Raw genomic sequence first — 20,724 nt, forward strand, 5'->3', positions numbered from 1 at the left:
CATAACATTATGAAAATAGTGAGCTTTTTGGGGCTCGTTTTGGAGGTTTGATGCTCATTATAAATAGCTTTTTTTAAAAAGAGCGTTTCCACACGTAATGCTAGTTAGCTGTGAGTTACGAGAACTCAGAGTGAGAAGCTCTCTTGATTGCTAATAAGGTTAAGTAAATTTTTACATAAAGAGGATAGATTAGTGGCATGGTGACTCGGTGGAGTAAGCAGCGAATACGGTTTGCTTAAACGCTTGCTTTGGAGCGAGCGCTGGCTCCACACCCCCGCGCGCTACAGGCGGGTTGGTGGTCATAGAGCGTTTGAATAATCCGGCAGTCGGCGGCTTTGCCGCCTCGGCATTGGTGGACTACCTGGCGTAGCTCATCCGCTAGTGCCTGCAGCTTGGCAATACGCTCTTCCAGGTGCTCTAAATGGCGGCTGGCGATCTCATCGGCGGCGCTGCAGTCGGTGTCCGGGTGGTCGGAAAGCGCAAGCAGCTCTTGGATATTGTGAAGATCCAATCCCAGGCTGCGGCCATGGCGGATAAACCCGATACGTTCCAGGGCGGCTTGGTTATACAGCCGATAACCCTGTTCGCCGCGTTTGGGTGGCGGCAGCAGGCCCAGTTTTTCATAGTGGCGGATGCTCTCTGGCGAGCAGCCAGTGCGGGTAGCCACTTCCCCGATGCGGTAGGCATGTGTCATCGGCTTGACCCTGTAACGATTACAGGGTTTAGGCTAGCGCTTATTCCCACTGTGAGCAAGCAGGTGATGAGATGACGCTTATTTCCGAGCTGTTGCAAATTGCGCTAACCGCCGCCCCGTGGCTGCTGTTGGGGTTGGTGATTGCGGGGTTAATTAAAGCCTGGTTACCGGAAACCTTGCTGCAGCGCTGGATGGGCGGGCGCGGCCTGGGCAGCATTGTGCGGGCGGCAGTGATTGGGATGCCGCTGCCGCTGTGCTCCTGCGGGGCGATTCCTACCGCCATTGCGCTGCATCGGGGCGGTGCGGGGCGCGGGCCTACCACGTCGTTTTTAATCAGTACCCCAGGCGTGGGTGTGGACTCGATTCTGCTCACCAGCGTGCTGCTGGGGCCGCTGATGGTGGTGGTGCGTGTTGGCGGCGCCTTGGCAACGGCCATTGTGACTGGCCTGCTGGTGGGCTTTACCCGTGAAGCCGCCGTGGCCGCACCCGCCGTAGCCTCCGGCGGCTGCTGCTCTTCAAGTGGCTGCCATGACCACCCCGCGGAAGCCGGCGAGCCTAGCGGCCTGAAGGCGGGGCTGCGTTATGCGTTTAGCGACCTGCTGGATGATATTAGCGCGTGGATGTTTGCCGGGCTGCTGCTGGCGGGGGTGTTGGTGACGCTGGTACCGCCAGATACGCTGGCGCACTACTCGGGCGGCATTTTGGCGCTGCTACTGATGGCGGTGGTGGGTATTCCCCTCTATATCTGTGCGGCGGCAGCCACGCCGGTGGCGGCGGGGCTGCTGTTGGCGGGCATCTCCCCTGGCATGGCGCTGGTGTTCTTACTGGCGGGGCCGATTACCAGCCTCGCAACACTGGCCATTTTGCGCCGCGAGTTGGGCAACCCGGCCCTGGCCGTTTACCTTGCCAGCGTGCTGGCAGTGACCGTGTTAGTGGGCTGGCTGTTCGATGTGGCGATTGGAATAATGGGCTGGAACCCGGTGGAGCAGGCCAGCCAAGTGCAAGAGCTGCTGCCCCACTGGTTAGAGTGGTTGGCTTTGGCGGTGCTGGCGCTGGTGGCGATCCGGCCTGTGCGCCGCCGTTTAATGGGCTTTTAAACGTCGTTGGGGTTTTAACCGTGGCCTAGCGGGTGTCTTTGTAAATACGCCCGCCTTTCATAATCATGCGCAGGTTCTGCTCTGGGTCGTGCAGAAAATCCAGATTACGGCTGGGGTCGCCGTCTACCAGCAGTAGGTCTGCCCAGGCGCCGGGTTCAATTTTGCCTAGCGTGCCGGGGTAGGGGTTGCGCGGGCCGGAGAGCGCTAGCAGTTCGCCGTTACGCCCGGTGGCCATAGCAAGCACGGTGAGTGGGTCGTAAAAGCGGGTGAGCTTGGCCAGCTGGCGCAGCTGGTTGGGTGCATTTTGGGGGCTGAACAGAATGTCGGTGCCCCAGGCGGTGTTAATATCGAAGCGCTGGGCGAGTTCATAGGCGCGCACGGTGCCTTCGGCCACTTGGCGCTGGGATTCGCGACGGGCGGCGTCGGGGTACACGTTGGCGTCCTCATCCTGCAAAAATGGCTGCAGGCTCCACCAGGCGCCTTCGCCTGCCATCATGCGGGCGGCTTCTTCATCGGCCAGCTGGCCGTGTTCGATGGATTTCACACCCGCCTTCAGCGCCCGCTGTATGCCTTTCGGGGTGTATACATGCACCATCACATAGGTGCCCCAGTCATCGGCGGCTTCTACCGCCGCCCGCAGTTCGCGCTCGGTAAACTGGGTGCTGTCCAGAGGGTCATACAACGAAGCAACGCCGCCTCCGGCCATCAGCTTGATTTGCGAGGCGCCCAGCATCAGCTGTTCGCGGGTGCGCCGCAGCACTTCATCTTCCCCATCGGCAATCGCCGCGACCCCTTGGCGCTCCTGCTCGCTAAGCGGGGTGTTCGTGCCCCGTGGTATCTCGTGGCGCATACGGAAATCGCCGTGCCCTGAGGTTTGCGAGATCATCGCCCCGGCGGGGAAAATGCGTGGGCCATCCACAATCCCTTCATTAATGGCGCGCTGTAGCGCAAACGAAGGCCCGCCCACATCCCGCACCGAGGTCACGCCGCGCATCAGCGTGCGCTTGGCTTCCTGGGCCGCCACCAGGTGGATGTAGCCCACATCGGCGGTCATGGCGGCGGTTTGGGTAATTGCCGCCAGCGTGGTGTGCCAGTGGGCGTCGATGAGCCCTGGCATGAGTACGCGGCCGCCGCAGTCGATCACCTGCGCCCCTTCGGCAGCGGCATCAGCGGGCAGTAAGGAGTGAATACGACCCTCTTCGATACGTACCGAGACGCCACTTTGCAGGGCACTGCCGCTACCATCAAAGAGCTGCAGATTGGTGAGCAGCAGCGGGCCGTTGGTTTGGCGGGGCTGCGCGCTGACCACTGAAGGCACATTAAGCCCGGCAAACATGGCCATGACTGCAGCGGTGCCGCCAAGCATCTGGCGGCGTGTGAGGTCGGCCATCACCCGCTCGTGAAACTGCTGAAGCATGGGCGAACCGCAGCAGCAGGCACCGTGCCCGTGCGTATGGTGGGCGTGAAGAAGTGTATCGTGAAGCGCATTGGCAGCGGGCATAGGCGGTCTCTTATCAGCGAAGTGAGCATTAAGGCGCTAAGCGCCGCGTAGCGATAGCACTTAATAAACTATAGTGAGTGCCGCTAAGCAAGTGCGCGATGGGGAGGCAATGTGGGTAGGAACGTGAAGAGTGAGCGGGTGGCAGACCACCCGCCGAGGGCTTATGGGCTATTCGGCGTCACCCGCCAAATAACGTTAGACAGGTCATCGGCAATGATTAGCGCGCCATCCGGGTCAACGGTCACGCCTACCGGGCGGCCACGAGTGCGGCCATCATCGGTGAGAAAGCCCGAGACAAAATCAATAGGGTCGCCGCTTGGCTGGCCGTTGCTAAACGGCACAAACACCACTTTATAGCCCACCGGATCGGCGCGGTTCCAGCTGCCGTGTTCGCCAATAAACACCCCGTCGGCAAATGCTTCCCCCATCGCGGCATTGGAAAAATCGAGGCCTAGCGGTGCCACGTGGGAACCCAAGGCGTAATCCGGTGCGATGGCGCTCTCGACTTTCTCCGGGTTGCGGGGCTGAACGCGGTGGTCTACGTGTTGGCCCCAGTAGCTGTAAGGCCAGCCGTAAAAGCCGCCCTCCTGCACGGTGGTGAGGTAATCGGGAACGAGGTCAGGGCCTAGCTCGTCGCGCTCGTTGACGACTGTCCATAGCTGCTCGGTGCCAGGCTGAATCGCCATAGCGGTGGGGTTACGCAGGCCGGTGGCGTAGGGGCGGTGCATGCCGGTGTCAGGGTCGATTTGCCAAATTTCCGCTCGATTAACCTCTGCCTCCATGCCGCGTTCGGTGATGTTGCTGTTGGAGCCAATTCCCACATAGAGAAACTGCCCATCGGCACTGGCGGTCATCGCTTTGGTCCAGTGGTGGTTGATCTCGGCGGGTAGTTGGGTAATTACCTCCGGCGGCTCGCTGGCTTGGGTTTGGCCCTCTTCGTAGTCAAAACGCACCAGGGCATCTTGGTTGGCCACGTAGAGGTTGTTATCCACCAGTGCGAGGCCGTAAGGCGCGTTGAGATCGTCGGCAAAGGTGGTTTGCTCTTCATAGCGACCGTCGCCGTCGGCATCGCGCAGCAGAGTCAGGCGATTACCGCTCTGCACCGAGGTGGTGCCCTGGGATTTAATCAGCCCGGCAATGAAATCCTTCGGTTTGAGCTGCGGGGCGCTGCCGCCACTGCCTTCTGCCACCAAAATATCGCCGTTGGGCAGTACCAGGGTTTGGCGGGGTATCTGCAGGTTGGTGGCAATGGCGGTAATGGTGTAGCCCTCCGGCACGCTGGGTAGGGTGTTGCCCCACTCGGCGGGTTCGGGCACGCCCATATCCGGCAGCAGGCCACGGGAAGGCTCGGGCAGCGTGGGGTTGGGGCCGTAGCGCGTTATCTCTTGGGCACTGGCGCTGCCCACCACCAATAGCAAGCAGAGCGGCGCGGCGTAAAGGCGAGGGAGCTGAATGGCATCCTTCATGGTTTGCCTCCGTGGCCAAAGCGAGAAAAACCGACCCAAACGGCGGTACCCGCAAAGATGGTGACCACCATGGAGAGTGCAAAACCAATCGGCATCATGCCCCAAGCATCCCGTGCGTGTATCAAGGCGTTTACAAAGCCGAGCACCCAGGTCAGTAGCAGTAGCGCTGGATAGATCAGCAGCATAATGCTGCGCGGATGGGCGCGGAAGTAGCTAATCAGTGAGCTGATCAGTGCTAGCCCGGCAAATACTAGCCCGCCAGCGTTGAGCCAAGAGGCAAAAGTAGCCCACTGAATTTGGTAGCTATTGGAGTAGGCGTAGTCGCAGAGCGTTGCGCCTAGAAAAAGCGGTAGGCACCCCACCAGAAAAACCGCATGGAAGAGGGGTAACCCACGCTGATAGGTATGCGTGTGGTTGGCTGTCACGGCATGCTCCTTATGCTGATCTAGCGAATGGCCATGCTTGGCTAATGGGATGATGGGCGTTCCACCAAGCAACGACCTCCTGTGTTGCCTATCCAGTGTAGGTCAGGGGCCAAGTTTTACCCAAAGCGAAGCAAGCAAGCGCCGCTTAGCGTTCTTCCGGGGCTTGGGCATGCTGCGTTGGCAGCCGCTTTGCGAGAAAATTCATAAATAGCTGAGTACGTTGGGAAGTGGGAGTTTGGGGAAATGGGGATTTGGGAAAGGGGAGCGTGCGCTACCGGCTAAGCCGGTAGCGCAGCTTGGGCAGCCGGTGGGCGACCGGCGGTAGGCGGGTCGCCATAATAAGCGCCGATACAACGGCATAGGCCGCCCACTCGCTAAGATCCGCACGCACTACCCAGAAGAAGTGGAGCAGCACTAAGCCTAATATGACATAGGCAAACTTGTGCAGCGGCTTCCAGCGCTTACCCAGGCGTCTCATCGACCACTGGTTAGAGGTGGCGCCCAGCACGATAAGGCCAATGAGCGCTATCATGCCTACAACGATATAGGGGCGTTTCACCAGCTCGCTGCCCAGCAGTGCCCAGTTAAGCCCTAAAATAAAGAGAGCGTAGCTAAGCAAGTGCAACGTGGCATAGGCAAGCGTCCATAGCCCCAACTGCCGACGTATGAGCGTAAACCCTTTCCAGCGGGTGAGTTTGGTGAGCGGGGTTAAGCTCAAGGTGAGCAGCAGCAGCCAGAGCGCGCCGATGCCTAGATTCAACAGCAAGTAACGGCCGGGTTCGGGGCCTGCAGCGTGGTTGGCGACCTGCCAGCCCCAAAACAGCAGTGGTGCCAGCGCCGCAAGAAAAACGCCCAAGCGCCAAGCCAGCCAAATCCGTGGTGATGCCATTAGTAGTTCGCCTTTAAATCTAACCCCGCGTATAGCTCGGCAACCTCATCGGCGTAGCCGTTAAACATAAGCGTATCGATGGTGTTGGGGCTAAATAGGCTGTTAGGCAAGCGTCTTTCCGTGGCTTGGCTCCAGCGTGGGTGGTCAACCTCGGGATTCACGTTGGCATAGAAACCGTACTCGTTGGGCGCGATGAGTTGCCAGGAGTTCATCGGCTGCTCTTCTACCAGTGAAATACGCACAATCGACTTGATGCTCTTAAAGCCATACTTCCATGGCACCACCAAACGCAGAGGCGCTCCGTTTTGGTTCGGCAGTTCGCGGCCATACATGCCCATGGCCAGTAGCGTTAATGGGTGCATCGCTTCGTCGAGCCTTAGGCCTTCGACATAGGGCCAGTCGATCAGCGAGAAAGACGAGCGTTGCCCCGGCATCTGCTCAGGGTCTACCAACGTTTCAAAGCGCACGTATTTGGCTTTGCTGGTGGGTTCGGCGCGCTGAATAATGTCGGCCAGAGGAATGCCCAGCCAAGGGATTACCATGGACCACGCCTCTACGCAGCGCAGCCGATAGATGCGCTCCTCAAATTGCGATGGCTTCGCAATATCCTCAAGAGCAAACCGCCCGCCATTATTGACTTCACCATCAATAACGACGCTCCAGGGTTCTGTCTGTAGGCTTCCGGCGCGGCGGGCAGGGTCTGTCTTTCCGGTGCCGAACTCGTAGAAGTTGTTGTAGTTACTGGCGTCATCATAAGGGGCGATCTTATCTTTATCGGGGTCGTCCGGCGTGATGGCTCGCCACTCTGTCCCACTAATTTTCTCTTTTAGCCAAGCGGGTGCGTCTCCTTGCGGAACATCGGAGTAATCGGCATTGGCGCGTGCGGGGTTGGAGAGGGCGAGGCCTGCCCCTAGCCCGACGACTCCCCCCATAAAGCGTCGGCGTGACAGGTAGATAGACTCCGGGGTGACATCCGCTTCAGTAAGATCGCTTGGTTTTGCAATTTTTATCAACATGGGGCCTCCGGGTGAAAAATCTATCGGGTAGACGCAGTATCATTTTCTTTAAGACGTCTGTGGGGGAACTAAGTTCGTCAAATCTTATGCAAGCGTACAATATTTATGGCATATGAAAAGGTGGCAGCGCCATAGCACGCTGTCTGCCTAACACGCTCGGTAAGCCTCCTGGCCACGATTGCTTGCCGGATAGGGTAACGTGGTCTGTACTTTGACCAACCATCGACACGGAGAGCCACCAATAGGGGGCGTGGTTGATGGTGGGTATTGGCTCACATTCACTCGATAAGGCAAGTATGAAAAATTACCGCTCGTGGCCACTAGGGATAGTGCTGGCCGTCACGCTACTGTTTTCCAGCATTAGCTTGGCACAAACACAAGGAGATGAGAGCGAGGAACCGCGTTGGTTTACCATGGATGCCATCAATGCAGGGTTGGACAAGGTGCCAGAAGAGGCGAAACGGATGTCGCCCAGGGAGACGATCCGTAGCTTCCTCAACTTCACTGAAGATGAGAATTACGCCGATGCAGCGCATTTGCTGAACTTGGCGGATATCGCTCCCGCCGAGCAACCAGAGCGGGGAGCGGAGCTGGCCAAGCAGCTCGCTGAGGTGTTAAGGCGGGGCGAGTGGCTGAATGCTTCCGACTTACCGGGCCGCCAGGATGCTGCCATTGAGGACCCTTCCGGCCAAAACCCTATGGCAGGCCAGCCGCGGCGAAACATCGAGCTAGCCGCGCTACAAATAGAGGGGCAAGCCTATGATGTGCGGCTAGGCCGCTACCGGGTAGGTGAGGAAGACCCCGTATGGTTGATTATGCCGGAGAGCGTGTCGTCGATTCCCGCGCTGTATGAGGAGTATGGCCCCTCCATGCTGGAACGCTATATTCCCGAACGCTTCAAAGCGTCGTTTGGCTTGCTGAAAATCTGGGAGTGGCTGGCGATCCCTATTTTCCTGATCACCATTGGCGCGGTAGGGGTCGCCACCTACTACGTGGTGGGCCTGATTGCACGGATTCTGCCTTCGGGTATTACCACTATTTTTGCCGACCAGATCGGTATCCCAGTTGCGCTGATTGTGATGTCGCTGGTGACCCAGTTGTTGCTGGATTATGTGGTGTCGTTTTCCGCAGTGGCCACCACGACTTTTAGGGTGCTGTTGATTTCGATTATGGCGTGGGGCGCAGGCACCATTGCCCTGCGGCTGGTGGATACCATCATGCTCCGCATGACCCGCCGCTTGGTGGGGGAGATCGACGATACCAAACCTAAAGATAAGCGTCGGCTGCTGACCACGCTCTATGCCCTGCGGCGAGTGATTATTTTAATTACCGTCGTGGCCGTTTCGGTGTATGTGCTGGGGCAAATCCAGCTGTTTGAATCGTTAGGGCTATCGCTCTTGGCCTCGGCCAGCGTGTTGGCGGTGCTGGTCGGTATCGCGGGACAGGCGGTGCTGGGCAACATTCTTTCGTCGTTTCAACTCTCGCTGGCCAAGCCCATCCGCATTGGCGATTTGGTCATCTTTGAAGGGCAGTGGTGCTATGTGGAGGGTATTTTCTATACCTTTATCCGTCTGCGCTCCTGGGATGAGCGGCGGGTAATTGTGCCGGTTACCTACTTTACCTCGAAGCCGTTTGAAAACCTCTCGGTGAAGAGCACCAAGATGTACCGCTTTATGGAGTTAACCCTGCACCTAAGCGCGGATATCTCCCAGGTACGCGAGAAGTTTTTAGAGTACGCCAAGGAAGAGGATAGCGTGATTGAGCACCACAAGTTGCTCTGCTACGTCACCGGCCAAACCGCTCATGCACAAACGGTTACCTGCTATTTAATGACCTCCGACCCGATGGCAGGCTGGACGGCGGAAATGAACATCCGCGAGAAGCTGATGGCCTATATTCGCGACGAGCACCCCGATTGGTGGCCCCGTGATGTTGTGGTGATTAGCCATCATGATGTTGCCAGGGGGGAGCAGCGCGGTAAATCAAACAGCCAGCATCAAGGCGCGGCTGGACAAACCAGTAGTGATTCAAGCGACCCCAGCGGCCAACCCGACGGCAGTGCCGAGTAGTTAACCAAAGGGCAGCGGCTAGGCCGCTGCCCCTTTTACTAATGCGGTTAACTGCCCTCAAACACCATCTGCGCCTTGGCAAGCCGTTTCGCGCCGGCAAAGTCTGCTTTTCCTGACCCTAGACGGGGAAGTTCTTCCACGGTGAGCCAGTCGCTGGGGATCATTAACGCGGACGTACCCTGGCTGCGTAGGGCGGTTTTGAGCGTTGCGGCATCCAGCGGTGCTTCGCCAAGCATGACGATACGTTCGCCTTTGCGTGCATCGGGCAGGCTGACCGCCATCAGCGGAGTGTCGGGGTCATCTAGTGTGGCTCTGACGGCGGCTTCAACGGCGCTGAGGCTGACCATTTCGCCGCCGATTTTGGCAAAACGGGCGTAGCGGTCGATCAGTGTTAAAAAGCCATCTTCATCAATAAACCCTTTGTCGCCAGTGATGTACCAGCGCTGACCGTCGAAGATTTTGAGGGCCTGTTCGGTGCGCTGGGGGTCGTTGAGATAGCCCTGCATCACCTGCGGCCCGCTGATCATGATCATGCCTGGCTCGTTGGTGGGCAGCTCTTCAAAACTCTCTGGGTCAACCACTTTGACGCTGGTGCCAGGCAGGGGCATACCCACGGTGCCGGGTTTATTGCCTTTTTGTACCTGTCGGTAGTGAACGCCCACGGCGTCAGGTAGATTGACGGCCGCCACGGGGGCGGTTTCTGTCGCGCCGTAACCTTCATAAATCGCCTTATCGAATTTTTGCGCAAATGCTTGGCGCACGCTGTCATCCAGTTTCTCGGCGCCAGCTACCACGACACGCAAACTTTCCAGCAGGGCGGGCTGTACTTTCGGGCTACGGTTGAACAGGCGAAACATGCTGGACGTACCAAACATGATGGTGGCTTTGTGCCTAGCTACCGCGTTGGCAACGCCGGGGGCATCGGTGGGGTCAGCATGGCACACTAGCGGCAGCCCCTCTATCAGCGGCAGTAGCTGGGTGACGGTAAACCCGAACGCGTGAAAGAGCGGCAGCGAGGCCATGACCACATCGTCGTGCTGGGTATTCAGCACGTCGGAGGTCTGTTTGATATTGGCCATTAGGTTGCGGTGGCTCAGCATCACGCCCTTGGGCTGCCCCTCGCTGCCGCTGGAGAACAGAATGGCCGCCGTGGCGTCGGCATCCTGGCCGTGGCAAAACAGCTTCTGCAGCAGCCAAGCGGGCAGCAGGCGCACGGCAAGAAACGTACTGACGCGCTCTAACCGGGAGATCCCCGCCTGCAGGTCTTCCAGGTAGATCACCTGTTTGCCTTCCAGCAGCGATTCCACTGCCAGCCCCCGTTGGCTCAGCTTTTCCACAAAGCGGCGCGAGGTGACGACGGTGCGAATATCGGCTTGCTGCAGCGCGGAGGCAAGGGCAGCTTGGCTGGCGGTATAGTTCAAATTCACCAGCGTTTTACCCGCGAGCAGCGTGGCCATATTGGCCAATACCCCAGCAGTACTGGTAGGCAGCAGTAGACCAAGCGTCGATTCACTGGTGCTGAGTTTGCGAAAGCGCTTGGCGAGCAGCAGGCTAGCGGTGAGCGCTTGGCCTGCACTCAACGGGCGGCTTAAGGTATCGGCAAGTGCTGGTGCGCTAGGGCTGCGTTTGACGCTGTTGATCCAGGCACTGGGCAGCGTTGGCAACTCCTCCATGGCGTGTAGCCAGGAGCGGGTGGCCTGCTCGAAAATACGCCGTTTGAGTACGTCGGCGGGGGTGTCTTTGGGCAGCGGTTTGCCAAAGGCCACCACCACCGAGCGGTGCAGCGGTGCGTTGCGTAACTCTTTCAGTTTGCTAGACGAGCGGGAGAATTGGCTGCCCCACAGGCCACGCAGGTAAAACGGCACGATGCGCACGTCTGGGTGGGCATGTTTGCAGGCGCGTTCGTAGCCACGGCGCAGCTCACCCAGCTGGCCATTACGGCTAATCGCCCCTTCGGGGAACAGGCAAACCACTTCCCCTGCGTTGAGCTGTTCGGCCACGGCGGCCAGGGCGTTCTCCGCCCCTGCGCCACGCTCAATGGGAATGCAGCCCAGCGCTTTAAAGAACCAGCGTAGGTACCAGCGCTGGTAGATGTTTTTCAGCATCACGAAGCGCACCGGGCGCGGGCTAGCAATTTGCACCATCGCCCAATCTACCCAACTAATGTGGTTGCCCAGTAGCAGCACGCCGCCTTGGGCGGGCAGGTTTTCCAGCCCGTGAACGTCTACGCGGTAACGGCGGGTAAGCAGGAAGCTGAGAATGAAGCGCACTAAGCTCTGGGGCAGTTTGAAAATGGTGTAGCCACCGCCCACCATCGCCACGCTGGCGACCAACAGCAGCAGGTAGTGGCTATCGACCCCCGCCAGCGCGAACAGCGCAGTGAGCACCAAAAAGCCCAGCATCGAAAGGTTCTGGATCCAGTTATTGGCGGCCAGCACGGTGCCTAGCTCGTGATCCGCCGCGTGAAACTGAATCAGCGCGTTGAGCGGCACAATAAACAGCCCGCCCATCATCCCGATGAACACAAAGTTCAGCGCTTGGCTGGTGGGTGTGGTGAGGAGCGGGAGGCACCACAGCCCAACGGCGACACCGACAGCGCCGAGTGGAATTAACCCAGTTTCAATACGGTTGCGGGAGAGCTTGCTGGCTAGCAGCGAGCCGAGGGCAATGCCGATACCGCTGGCGGCGAGAATGGCTTGCAGCACCAGCGTGTTCTCAAGGCTGAGCGCTTCTTTGGCATAGGCGGGAAAAGCGGCCAGCAGCACTTGCCCCACCGACCAGAACGTTGCCAACCCAATGATGGAGAGGCGCAGCACCGGCTGGCGGGCAAGAATACTCAGATTGTTTTTGAGCGCAGTGCCGCTGCGGTAGCGTGCCCAGGTGAGCGGGATAGCCGCAGGCTGTGCTTCATCCAGTTTGAGCCGATAAAGGGCGACGACCTGAAGGCCGCTATTAAGCACCAGTAGCCAGCCCAGCGGAGCGATATGGCGCAGTAGGTCGCTTGGCGTGCTGGCGCTGGGTGTGACCCAGTGTTCAAACAGGGCGGTAAACGCCACCGTACCGGCCAAGATCGCGCCAATGGTAACCGCCTGCACTAGCCCGTTGGCTTCGGCTAGCCGGGGTTTACCAAATAGCCCTTTCACTAGGCCGTACTTGGCGGGTGAGTAGAACGCCGACTGAATGGCCAGCAGCAGCGTCATCGCAAAGGCAAGCCAGAACCAGCCTTGGTAATAGGCGGCCGTGATCCCCAGCGATACTGCGACGGCGGCCCAGGCGGAGAGCCTTAGCACACGTACTTTGGGCGTGCTGTCGGCAATATGGCCCGCCGGGCTAAAGAGTAAAATAAACGGCAGCAGAATCAGCCCGTTCACCAGGGCGGTGAGCACGACCTGGGCCGCGCCATCGTAACTTTTGAAAATCGTATTCTGAATGACGATTTTGTGCCCGAGATCTACGAAGGCATTGAGAAAAATGGCCATCACGTAGGGCCAAGCGCCCGCGATGCGCAGCAAAGGTTGCATGGTGTGTCGCCTTAGTCGCCGAAAGTTAACGCACTGTCGGCAAACGGGGTGAGTGTTGCAACGCTCATCGTTCAAGTTGAGTTATATAGGCTTTTCGGTATCGTTATATGCTACTTTTAAGCGTCGGAGGCCATGTGAGCCAAACAAGTACGCTGGTTGATACGCTGAAGCGCCAACTGCGCGCTCAGGGCAATACTTATGCCGATGTGGCACGATGGCTTGGGCTTAGCGAAGCCTCGGTGAAGCGGCTATTTGCGGATAAGCACTTTACCTTAGAGCGCCTAGAGGTGATTTGCGACCAGCTTAACCTGGAGTTCGCTGAATTGATCAGCGCCATGCAGGCCGACGAGCAGCGCGTGCAGGAGCTGACCCAAGCGCAAGAGCAGCGCATCGTCGACGACCGCGAGCTGTTTTTGGTCGCAGTGTGCGTGATTAATGGCTACCGCTTCGAAGAGATTCACCACCAGTATCAGCTGAGCGAGACGCAGTGTATTCGCCATCTGCTCACTCTTGAGCAGTTAAAGCTGATCGAGCTGCTGCCGGGTAATCGTATACGCAAACGCGTAGCGGCCAATTTTCGTTGGCGCCCTGGCGGGCCGATTCAGCAGTTTTTCCAGCAGCATATTGCTACAGAGTTTTTCCAGTCGCGCTTTGATAGCGACACCGACAAGCTCATGGTGTTGAATGGCCTGCTGTCCCAGGCAGGCAGCGCCGAATGGCAGCACATTATGCAGCGCTTGGCGAACGAGTTTCACGCCCTATGCGAACGAGAAAGTAGTCTGCCTATTCATAAGCGCTTTGGGACTACCTCGGTGCTGGCAGTTCGCCAGTGGCAATCCACGCTGTTTAAAGATGTGTCCCGCGCTTCCATGCCCAACAAACGCCCCAACGAGACTTCTTTGTGATCAATCGTACCCCTTTTCAGGCCCTGGCCTGCCCGTTAGACGGCGAACCGCTCCATTTGGAAGGCGGCACTTGGCGGTGTGCGTCAAACCACAGTTTCGATGTGGCCAAACAAGGGTACGTGAATTTGCTGCCCGTGCAGCAGAAGCGCTCCACCGACCCCGGCGACAGCAAAGCCATGGTGGCAGCCCGTCAGCGTTTTTTGGCGGCGGGCTATTACGCGCCTATTGCCGAGGCGCTTAGCCAGGCAGTGATGCGCCACTGTGAGCAGCCAGAAGCTTACAGCTGCTTGGATGCAGGCTGTGGTGAGGGCTACTACCTGCGCCAGTTGGCCCAACAGCTGACAGACGCGCAGGCGCTTTCACTGATGGGGCTGGATATCTCGAAGTGGGCGGTGCAGTCGGCGGCGAAGCAAGACGATAAGCTGGCACCGATCAGCCGTTGGGTAGTGGGCAGCAACGCCCAATTGCCGGTACAGTCGGCAACGCTGGATAGCGTGCTGTGTATGTTTGGCTTTCCAGTACACGGTGAGTTTGCACGCGTGCTTAAGCCGGGCGGGCAACTGCTTCAAGTAGAAGCGGGGCCGGAGCACCTGCGCGAGCTACGGGAAATTATTTATCCCACCTTAAAACCTACTCGTGAGAAAGAAACCAACGTACCGGAAGGGTTTGCCCACCGAGCTTCCGAGCAGATTCGCTACGCTATTTCGCTAGAAGGGACAGGCGTTATCCGCGATTTGCTGACCATGACGCCGCATTTGTATCGTGCTAGTGCGGAGGGGCGCGAGCGAGCAGCCAACTTGGAGCAGCTAACGCTGACTATTGATGCTCAGCTGATCGTATGGGAGCGGATTTAACACCCAAACGCAGAAAGGCCCGCTTGAGCGGGCCTTTCTGTTCGAACCGTTCACCTAGAGGGTGAGGGTTCTAGCAAACTTTTCAGCGCTATCTAGTAAGATAGGGCTTAGGAGATTTGCTTGATGTTAGAAGCCTGAAGGCCTTTCTTACCCTGGGTAACGTCGAAAGAGACGTTAGCGCCTTCCTGAAGGGTTTTGAAGCCGTCAGACTGAATTTCAGAGAAGTGTGCGAACAGGTCGTCGCCACCGTCAGAAGGAGCGATGAAACCGAAGCCTTTGGTGTCGTTAAACCATTTAACTGTGCCAGTTGCCATTGTGTAGATCCTTTGCGCTAAAGCGCCGTAATAAAATTCCTGGTATTACCCAGATGAAGTAGCGGGTGAAACAAGGAATACAATATCAGGCTGCCGAAAAAGATCGTACACTTCTGAAACCATGCTGCTTGCTAACCAACTGACGCTACAGTGTCATGCTTCTGAGCTTAGGTCAAAGCCTTTTTGCATTTATTTGCTTAACGTAGGGGAAAGCTCGCTACTTCCAACCCATTTTCCAGGTGCTCTCGTCTTTTAGCGCTTGCCATGCCAGCGTCGTTTCACGGTGGGAGTGGACGGCTTCTAGCACAACGTCTACCACGTTCTCCTCTTCATCACGCAGCAGTTGGGTCACGATAAAGTGTTTCTCCTTATTGCGTGGCGTCACGGCTGTCCATTTGCTGTGGTGTAGCTTGTTTGGATTGATCCTGTTCATGGTAGCTCCTGGCGTGGCGTTGAGGAGGGAGGCACAAACGTCCCTATCAAAAGTCGTTATAGGTGGCATGCTAAGCTATTTAAACGGCGTGAGGATACTCACGCAAAAAGCGACGCTGTTTCTGCAACGATGAATGATGTTCCATAACGTGGTTTGTGCCACGGATTCACATCAACAGGACAAGGCATTCAATGACATATCTCTGGAAGCGCTATCTTCAGGCATCGCTCATTCTCCGCGTGACTATCGCGCTGGTGTTGGGCGTTTTGGTGGGCATTGTGGGCGGCGACGGGGTGGCTGTGTGGCTGGCTCCCTTGGGCGATCTTCTGCTGCGGCTGCTGACCTTCCTCATCGTGCCGATTGTGCTGTTCACGCTGATGGTTGGGGTGAACCAATCGCGGGAAGGCAGTGCAGGACGCGTGGGCGGTAAAGTGTTTATCTACTATTTAGCCTCCTCGGCGTTGGCGATTATGGTGGGCCTAGCCGTTGCTACGCTGTTTAGCCCTGGTAGCGGCATGACGCTCAACGACAGCGCGAGCTTCTCGGTGCCCGAAAACCCTGGCGTGGTTGATGCACTGCTGAATATCGTGCCTAGCAATATCGTGTCTGCCTTTGCCGAGCTGAATATGCTGGGGATTATTTTCACAGCGCTGGTATTTGGTATTGCGCTGCTGAAAATGCGCCAATCCGAGCACCAGCACGCGCTTGGCGAGCAGCTTTACCGCGTGATTGAGGGGTTGAACGAAGTCACCCTGAAAGTGATGTCAGGAGTGCTGCACTTTGTACCTATCGGTGTGTTTGCCATCGTCGCGGAAACGGTGAGCCAGCAGGGGATGGAAACGCTGCTTTCTCTGGGTGATATGGTGATGGTGTTGTATATCGCACTTGGCGCGCAGCTGTTGATTTACTGCGCGGTCATGCTGCTGTTCGGTGTGAAGCTGCGCACTTTTTTCGGTGAGGCGCGCACGCCGATGGCCACCGCCTTCGCGACCCAAAGCAGCTCCGGCACACTGCCCATCACGATCAACGCCGCACAGCGTTTAGGCATCCCGAAAAGCATTTATCAGTCAGCGCGGAAAACCGCTTACTTTTAGTGAGCGGATGGATAGCGCGGCGTCCGCCAGGACGCCTTGTTTTCTTACCACTAGATGGCTAATGTGTAAGCCATGACAACCGAACGCGCCTACAGATACCGTTTCTATCCGACGCCCGAGCAGGCAACCCTGCTGGCGCAGACGTTCGGGTGCGTCCGGTTTGTGTGGAATGCCGTGCTGCGCTATCGCACCGATGCATTCTATCAGCGCCAGGAGAAAATCGGCTATCACGACGCCAGTGCGTTCCTGACGCAACTCAAGAAGCAGCTGGACACCGCCTTTCTAACCGAGGTTAGTTCGGTGCCGTTGCAGCAATGCTTGCGCCATCAGCAAACCGCGTTCAAACACTTCTTTGCCAAGCGGGCACGCTACCCCCACTTTAAATCCAAGAAACACCGGCAGTCGGCCACCTTTGCCAGTTCGGCGTTTTCGTACCGCAATGGCCAAATCACGCTGGCCAAGTGCCGCGAACCGCTCAACATCCGCTGGAGCCGCGACCTGCCCTCAGCACCCAGCACGGTGACCGTTTCCAAAGACCGCGCCGGTCGTTACTTCATTAGCTGCCTGTGCAAAGTGGACACTAAAGCGCTGCCGATCACGCCCAAAATGGTCGGTATCGACCTGGGGCTGAAAGACCTATTCGTCACCAGCGAGGGTCAGCGGGTCAACAATCCCCGCCATACGGCACGCTATGCGCGCAAGCTGACGCGGGCGCAGCGGCAATTGAGCCGTAAGCAAAAAGGTTCGAATAACCGTGCCAAGGCGCGGTTAAAAGTGGCTAAATGCCATGCCAAGATTGCCGATACTCGGCGTGACCACCTGCATCAACTCACCCGCCAGATCGTGAACGACAACCAAGTGATCGCAGCGGAGAGTTTGCAGGTGAAGAACCTGGTTAAAAACCGTCACCTTTCCAAAGCGATCAGCGATGTCGGCTGGGGGGAGTTGGTTCGCCAGCTTGAGTACAAAGCAGCGTGGGCGGGACGGCAGTTTGTCCAGATCGACCGCTGGTACCCCAGCAGCAAACGCTGCCATGGCTGCGGCTTTGTGCGGGAGGCACTGCCGCTCGATGTGCGCGTCTGGGATTGCCCAAGCTGCGGCACCCAGGGCATTGACCGTGACCTCAATGCCGCTCGAAACATCCTACAAGCCGGCACCGCGCTACTCGCCGGTGCCGAGAGTTGCAGCAAATACCGAGGGGCCCTCGGGAATTGACGCCTGTTGAGTTTGTGTCAGACCGGCAATGCCAAGGCATTGAAGGCAACGGACAGCGAAGCAGGAACCTGGAAGGCGACAACCAGGGAATCCCTTTCCTTTCCGCCGCAGGCGGCAGCTTCCTAAGAAGCTGAAGAAGGGGAGGAGGTCAAGGCTTTAGCCTACCGCTGGGGGCGACGCTCAATATGGACGGGGCGGCGATCCGTATTGCCATTTCAGCGGTGTTTGCCGCTAACGTGATCGGCTCGCCGCTGGATTTCATGAGCATGGTGCAAATTGTGCTGATTGGCACGCTGGTAACGGTAGGCACGGCCGGGGTGCCGGGAGCGGGCATTATCATGATCGCCACCGTGTTTGCCCAAGTAGGCCTGCCCATCGAAACCGTGGCGCTGCTCACCGCCATCGATGCGTTGGTAGGCATGGGGGCAACGGCGCTGAATGTAACGGGAGACTTGGTCGGCACGACCGTGATTGCCCGAAGTGAAGGGCATACGCTGGCTGAAGCGCCTGATGAAGAAGGCGGCCACGCTGTTGGGAACGGCTAGTAGGTGCGCGGATGAACGGCCAACTGTGAATGACTGCCTTTACGGCAAGTGTTGGTACCGTTAACGCTAGTGTTAAAAAGAACGCCGCTTTGCGTAAGGCAAGGCGGCGTTTGTTTGCTAATGCTGCAATGCGAGGCTAGTGCTTCAAGATGACGTAGAAGGCGTGAATGATGCCTGGAATGAAGCCGAATAGCGTCAATATGATATTTAGCCAAAAGTGCCCTTTGAAACCGACCTCAAAAAACACCCCTAGCGGGGGAAGGATAACTGCAAAAATCATCTTGATTGGGTCAGTCGCGGTAAACGCCATGAAGCCTCCTTTGCTTACACCGTTAATGTTGTCTCGCCTAAATAAACGCCAGTGTAGAAGTTACGGCTACACTTAGCTAATCAATGCCGCATAAATACGACTACGGTTTTCCGTTATCGTTCACACGCTTAAGCCACACTGCTTTCAAAGCTCGTTGCTAACAAAGCCCGTTGCTGAAATGTTAGGAAAGGATGCCATGAATTGTCATTTACCCCTGCCACTGTTGTTGGCCAGCGCCACCTTTGCCGCTCCTGGGTGGTCACAAACAACCACAGAGCCGCAAGCCGTTCTGCCAACCGTGGCGGTTAGTGCGCCGCGCCTGGCCCGGGAGCTTTACGCTACGCCTGCGGCGGTCTCTACAGTCGAGCAAGACGCCATTGCTCAAGGCCAGCAGCGGGTGCATTTAGATGAGTCGCTCAACCAGGTGCCGGGAGTGTTTTTACAGAACCGCGATAATTTTGCCCAGGGTCAGCGTATTGCCATTCGTGGTTTTGGTGCCCGTGCGCCGTTCGGGGTACGGGGTATTACCGTCATGGTGGACGGCATTCCCTACACGCTGCCGGATGGGCAAGCCCAACTGGATGCCATTGACTTGGATAGCGCCGAGCGTATTGAGGTGATTCGCGGGCCGTCGTCGGTGCTCTACGGTAATGCGGCGGGTGGTGTAATCGACATTACCACCGCCGACGGGCGGGATAATCCCGGCACGCGGCTACGCACGGGAGCCGGTAGCGATGGCTACCGGAAGATGGCACTGCAAAATGGCGGCGTGCAGGGGGAGTGGTCGCACCATATCAGCCTCACCGCGCTGAACGTAGATGGCTACCGGGAGCAGAGTTCCACCGAGAAGTATCTGCTCAATGCCAAGCTGCGCCGCAAGCTGGGCAGCGAGCGGGCGCTGACGGCGATTATTAACCTGCTGGATAACCCGCGCTCGGAAGACCCGGGCGCGCTCAAGGCTGATGAGGTCGCCGAAGGCCGCGACCAGGCCGCGCCGAATTCACTGGCGCTGGATGCTGGCCAAAACGTTGAACAGCAGATGGTCGGCCTTCAATACGAGGATTTAGCGGCGGGCGATGGCGAACTTTACCTGAAAGGCTTTATCGCGCGGCGCGATTTTGAGCAGCAACTGCCTTATGTGGGTGATAGCCGCATCGGCTACCAGCGCGATTACCTGGGGGTGAGCGCCGAGTATCACCATGACATCAGCCTGGGTAGCCTGCCGCTGAGCTATATCACGGGGGTTGATGTGGCCCGCCAGGACGACGAGCGTTTTCGCAACGGCGTTAACCCGCAGGGGGTAGTCGGTGAGCAGTGGGCGCAAGAGACACAGACCGCCACCTCGGCTGGGGTGTTTGCCCAGGGGGATTTGTCCCTGACCGAGCAGGTAACACTCTCGCTGGGAGCGCGCTTCGACCGAGTGGAACTAGAAGTAGATGACCGCTATTTGGCCGACGGCGACCAGAGCGGCCAGCGCACCTTTAACGAGTGGAGCGGTTCTGCCGGGCTGAGTTACCGCTACCGCCCACAGCATCAGGCGTATATCAATACCGGCACGGCCTTTGAGACGCCGACGTTCTCTGAGTTTGCCAACCCCGCTGGCGGTGGCTTCAACCCAGGCGTAGAGCCGCAAAAAGCCTGGAACCGTGAAGTGGGGCTGCGTGGCTACATCGAGCCGCTGGCGCTGGATTACGATGTAGCGCTCTTCTCCGTCCGTGTGCGCGATGAGCTGGTGCCCTACGACGAAGGCGGCCGCACGTTCTATCAGAACGCTGGGGATACCAACCGTGATGGTGTCGAGTTGGCGCTGGGGTGGCAGTTGGCCGAGCAGTGGCGCTTTAACAGCGCGCTCACCCTGGCACGTTATGAGTTCGACGAGTTTGCCACCCCCTCTGAGGGCTTCGATGGCAACCGTATTCCTGGCCTTCCAGAACAAACCTGGGTGAACCAGCTAACGTGGGAGAACCTCGACGAGCGCTTTGCCACACTGGAAATTGAATACGTAGGTGACTTAGTGGCCGATAACGCCAATGAGACAGCGGTGGATAGCTACTGGCTGGTGAACCTGCGGGTAGGCGACGGCTGGCAGCTAAGCCAACAGACTCGACTAAGCGCCTATGTGGGCCTGCGTAACCTGCTGGATGAAGAGCACTACTCAAATGTGCGCTTGAACGGCACCTTTGGGCGCTTTTATGAACCCGCCCCAGGGCGCAGCGTATACGGCGGTGTAGAACTGAGTTTTTAATACTGGCTATGCTTAAGGCTGCCTCAGGGGGGGAGGTAGCACCAGATACAGGGCGGCCTATGGCCGCCATGTCAGTCAGTTAGAGTATTGATCTACCAATTACGCTTGGTAAGTCTACTGTGGGAGGCCGC

17 protein-coding genes and 1 pseudogene are annotated in these 20,724 nt (G+C 57.9%); 8 read left to right on the forward strand and 10 right to left on the reverse strand.

Annotation, left to right across the window (positions count from 1 at the left end; translation table 11 throughout):
* Positions 1 to 235 precede the first annotated feature (235 nt).
* Positions 236 to 694 (reverse strand): helix-turn-helix domain-containing protein, encoded by a 459-nt coding sequence (locus LG300_RS03080; RefSeq protein WP_404376954.1) that lies wholly within the window; start codon positions 692 to 694, stop codon positions 236 to 238.
* A gap of 71 nt (positions 695 to 765) precedes the next feature.
* On the opposite strand from LG300_RS03080, the gene LG300_RS03085 reads away from it, so the two are divergent.
* The gene (locus tag LG300_RS03085; protein WP_404376955.1) at positions 766 to 1,791 is read left to right on the forward strand and encodes an SO_0444 family Cu/Zn efflux transporter; all 1,026 of its coding nucleotides are present in this window, start codon (positions 766 to 768) and stop codon (positions 1,789 to 1,791) included.
* Positions 1,792 to 1,816: 25 nt separating this feature from the next.
* Here LG300_RS03085 and LG300_RS03090 read toward each other — a convergent pair whose 3' ends face one another.
* The 5 genes from LG300_RS03090 to msrP form a co-directional block, all read right to left on the reverse strand.
* Positions 1,817 to 3,292, reverse strand: a complete 1,476-nt coding sequence (locus LG300_RS03090) for an amidohydrolase family protein (protein WP_404376956.1) — start codon at positions 3,290 to 3,292, stop codon at positions 1,817 to 1,819.
* Between the two features lie 161 nt (positions 3,293 to 3,453).
* Positions 3,454 to 4,758: a PQQ-dependent sugar dehydrogenase gene (locus tag LG300_RS03095; protein ID WP_404376957.1), complete on the reverse strand. Its 1,305-nt coding sequence runs from the start codon at positions 4,756 to 4,758 to the stop codon at positions 3,454 to 3,456.
* Positions 4,755 to 5,183 carry a DUF2231 domain-containing protein gene (locus LG300_RS03100; RefSeq protein ID WP_404376958.1) on the reverse strand — a complete coding sequence of 143 codons (429 nt, stop codon included), beginning with the start codon at positions 5,181 to 5,183 and terminating at the stop codon, positions 4,755 to 4,757. The genes LG300_RS03095 and LG300_RS03100 overlap by 4 nt, the downstream gene beginning before the upstream one ends.
* 271 nt (positions 5,184 to 5,454) lie before the next feature.
* Positions 5,455 to 6,072 carry a protein-methionine-sulfoxide reductase heme-binding subunit MsrQ gene (msrQ, locus tag LG300_RS03105; RefSeq protein WP_404376959.1) on the reverse strand — a complete coding sequence of 206 codons (618 nt, stop codon included), beginning with the start codon at positions 6,070 to 6,072 and terminating at the stop codon, positions 5,455 to 5,457.
* Positions 6,072 to 7,088, reverse strand: a complete 1,017-nt coding sequence (gene msrP / locus LG300_RS03110) for a protein-methionine-sulfoxide reductase catalytic subunit MsrP (protein ID WP_404376960.1) — start codon at positions 7,086 to 7,088, stop codon at positions 6,072 to 6,074. Before msrP ends, msrQ begins: the two co-directional genes overlap by 1 nt.
* A gap of 296 nt (positions 7,089 to 7,384) precedes the next feature.
* Here msrP and LG300_RS03115 point away from each other — a divergent pair, with 296 nt between their 5' ends.
* Positions 7,385 to 9,157 carry a mechanosensitive ion channel family protein gene (locus LG300_RS03115; protein ID WP_404376961.1) on the forward strand — a complete coding sequence of 591 codons (1,773 nt, stop codon included), beginning with the start codon at positions 7,385 to 7,387 and terminating at the stop codon, positions 9,155 to 9,157.
* 47 nt (positions 9,158 to 9,204) lie between these two features.
* Here the strand turns inward: LG300_RS03115 and LG300_RS03120 are convergent, their stop codons facing one another.
* Positions 9,205 to 12,678, reverse strand: a complete 3,474-nt coding sequence (locus LG300_RS03120; protein ID WP_404376962.1) for an acyl-[ACP]--phospholipid O-acyltransferase — start codon at positions 12,676 to 12,678, stop codon at positions 9,205 to 9,207.
* Between the two features lie 134 nt (positions 12,679 to 12,812).
* Here LG300_RS03120 and LG300_RS03125 point away from each other — a divergent pair, with 134 nt between their 5' ends.
* Positions 12,813 to 13,583, forward strand: coding sequence for a helix-turn-helix domain-containing protein (locus LG300_RS03125; RefSeq protein WP_404376963.1), 771 nt, complete (start codon positions 12,813 to 12,815; stop codon positions 13,581 to 13,583).
* The gene (locus tag LG300_RS03130; RefSeq protein WP_404377968.1) at positions 13,583 to 14,437 is read left to right on the forward strand and encodes a putative RNA methyltransferase; all 855 of its coding nucleotides are present in this window, start codon (positions 13,583 to 13,585) and stop codon (positions 14,435 to 14,437) included. The genes LG300_RS03125 and LG300_RS03130 overlap by 1 nt, the downstream gene beginning before the upstream one ends.
* 107 nt (positions 14,438 to 14,544) lie before the next feature.
* Here LG300_RS03130 and LG300_RS03135 read toward each other — a convergent pair whose 3' ends face one another.
* Both LG300_RS03135 and LG300_RS03140 read right to left on the reverse strand, forming a co-directional pair.
* Positions 14,545 to 14,751: a cold-shock protein gene (locus LG300_RS03135; protein ID WP_009095703.1), complete on the reverse strand. Its 207-nt coding sequence runs from the start codon at positions 14,749 to 14,751 to the stop codon at positions 14,545 to 14,547.
* Between the two features lie 217 nt (positions 14,752 to 14,968).
* Positions 14,969 to 15,184, reverse strand: a complete 216-nt coding sequence (locus tag LG300_RS03140; RefSeq protein ID WP_404376964.1) for a TIGR02450 family Trp-rich protein — start codon at positions 15,182 to 15,184, stop codon at positions 14,969 to 14,971.
* A gap of 191 nt (positions 15,185 to 15,375) precedes the next feature.
* Here LG300_RS03140 and LG300_RS03145 point away from each other — a divergent pair, with 191 nt between their 5' ends.
* The 3 genes and pseudogenes from LG300_RS03145 to LG300_RS03155 all read left to right on the forward strand — a co-directional run.
* The gene (locus tag LG300_RS03145) at positions 15,376 to 16,278 is read left to right on the forward strand and encodes a dicarboxylate/amino acid:cation symporter (protein ID WP_404376965.1); all 903 of its coding nucleotides are present in this window, start codon (positions 15,376 to 15,378) and stop codon (positions 16,276 to 16,278) included.
* A 72-nt stretch (positions 16,279 to 16,350) separates the two neighbouring features.
* Positions 16,351 to 17,493, forward strand: coding sequence for an RNA-guided endonuclease InsQ/TnpB family protein (locus tag LG300_RS03150; RefSeq protein ID WP_404376966.1), 1,143 nt, complete (start codon positions 16,351 to 16,353; stop codon positions 17,491 to 17,493).
* Between the two features lie 152 nt (positions 17,494 to 17,645).
* Positions 17,646 to 18,038 (forward strand): annotated as a pseudogene (locus LG300_RS03155) (dicarboxylate/amino acid:cation symporter); the annotation flags it as partial.
* A gap of 136 nt (positions 18,039 to 18,174) precedes the next feature.
* On the opposite strand, the gene LG300_RS03160 reads toward LG300_RS03155, so the two are convergent.
* Positions 18,175 to 18,348: a YqaE/Pmp3 family membrane protein gene (locus LG300_RS03160; RefSeq protein ID WP_035538925.1), complete on the reverse strand. Its 174-nt coding sequence runs from the start codon at positions 18,346 to 18,348 to the stop codon at positions 18,175 to 18,177.
* A gap of 196 nt (positions 18,349 to 18,544) precedes the next feature.
* Here LG300_RS03160 and LG300_RS03165 point away from each other — a divergent pair, with 196 nt between their 5' ends.
* Positions 18,545 to 20,593, forward strand: coding sequence for a TonB-dependent receptor family protein (locus LG300_RS03165; RefSeq protein ID WP_404376967.1), 2,049 nt, complete (start codon positions 18,545 to 18,547; stop codon positions 20,591 to 20,593).
* Positions 20,594 to 20,724 lie beyond the last annotated feature (131 nt).

The sequence above is a fragment of the Vreelandella aquamarina genome (assembly GCF_044805175.1).
GTDB lineage: Bacteria > Pseudomonadota > Gammaproteobacteria > Pseudomonadales > Halomonadaceae > Vreelandella > Vreelandella aquamarina_B.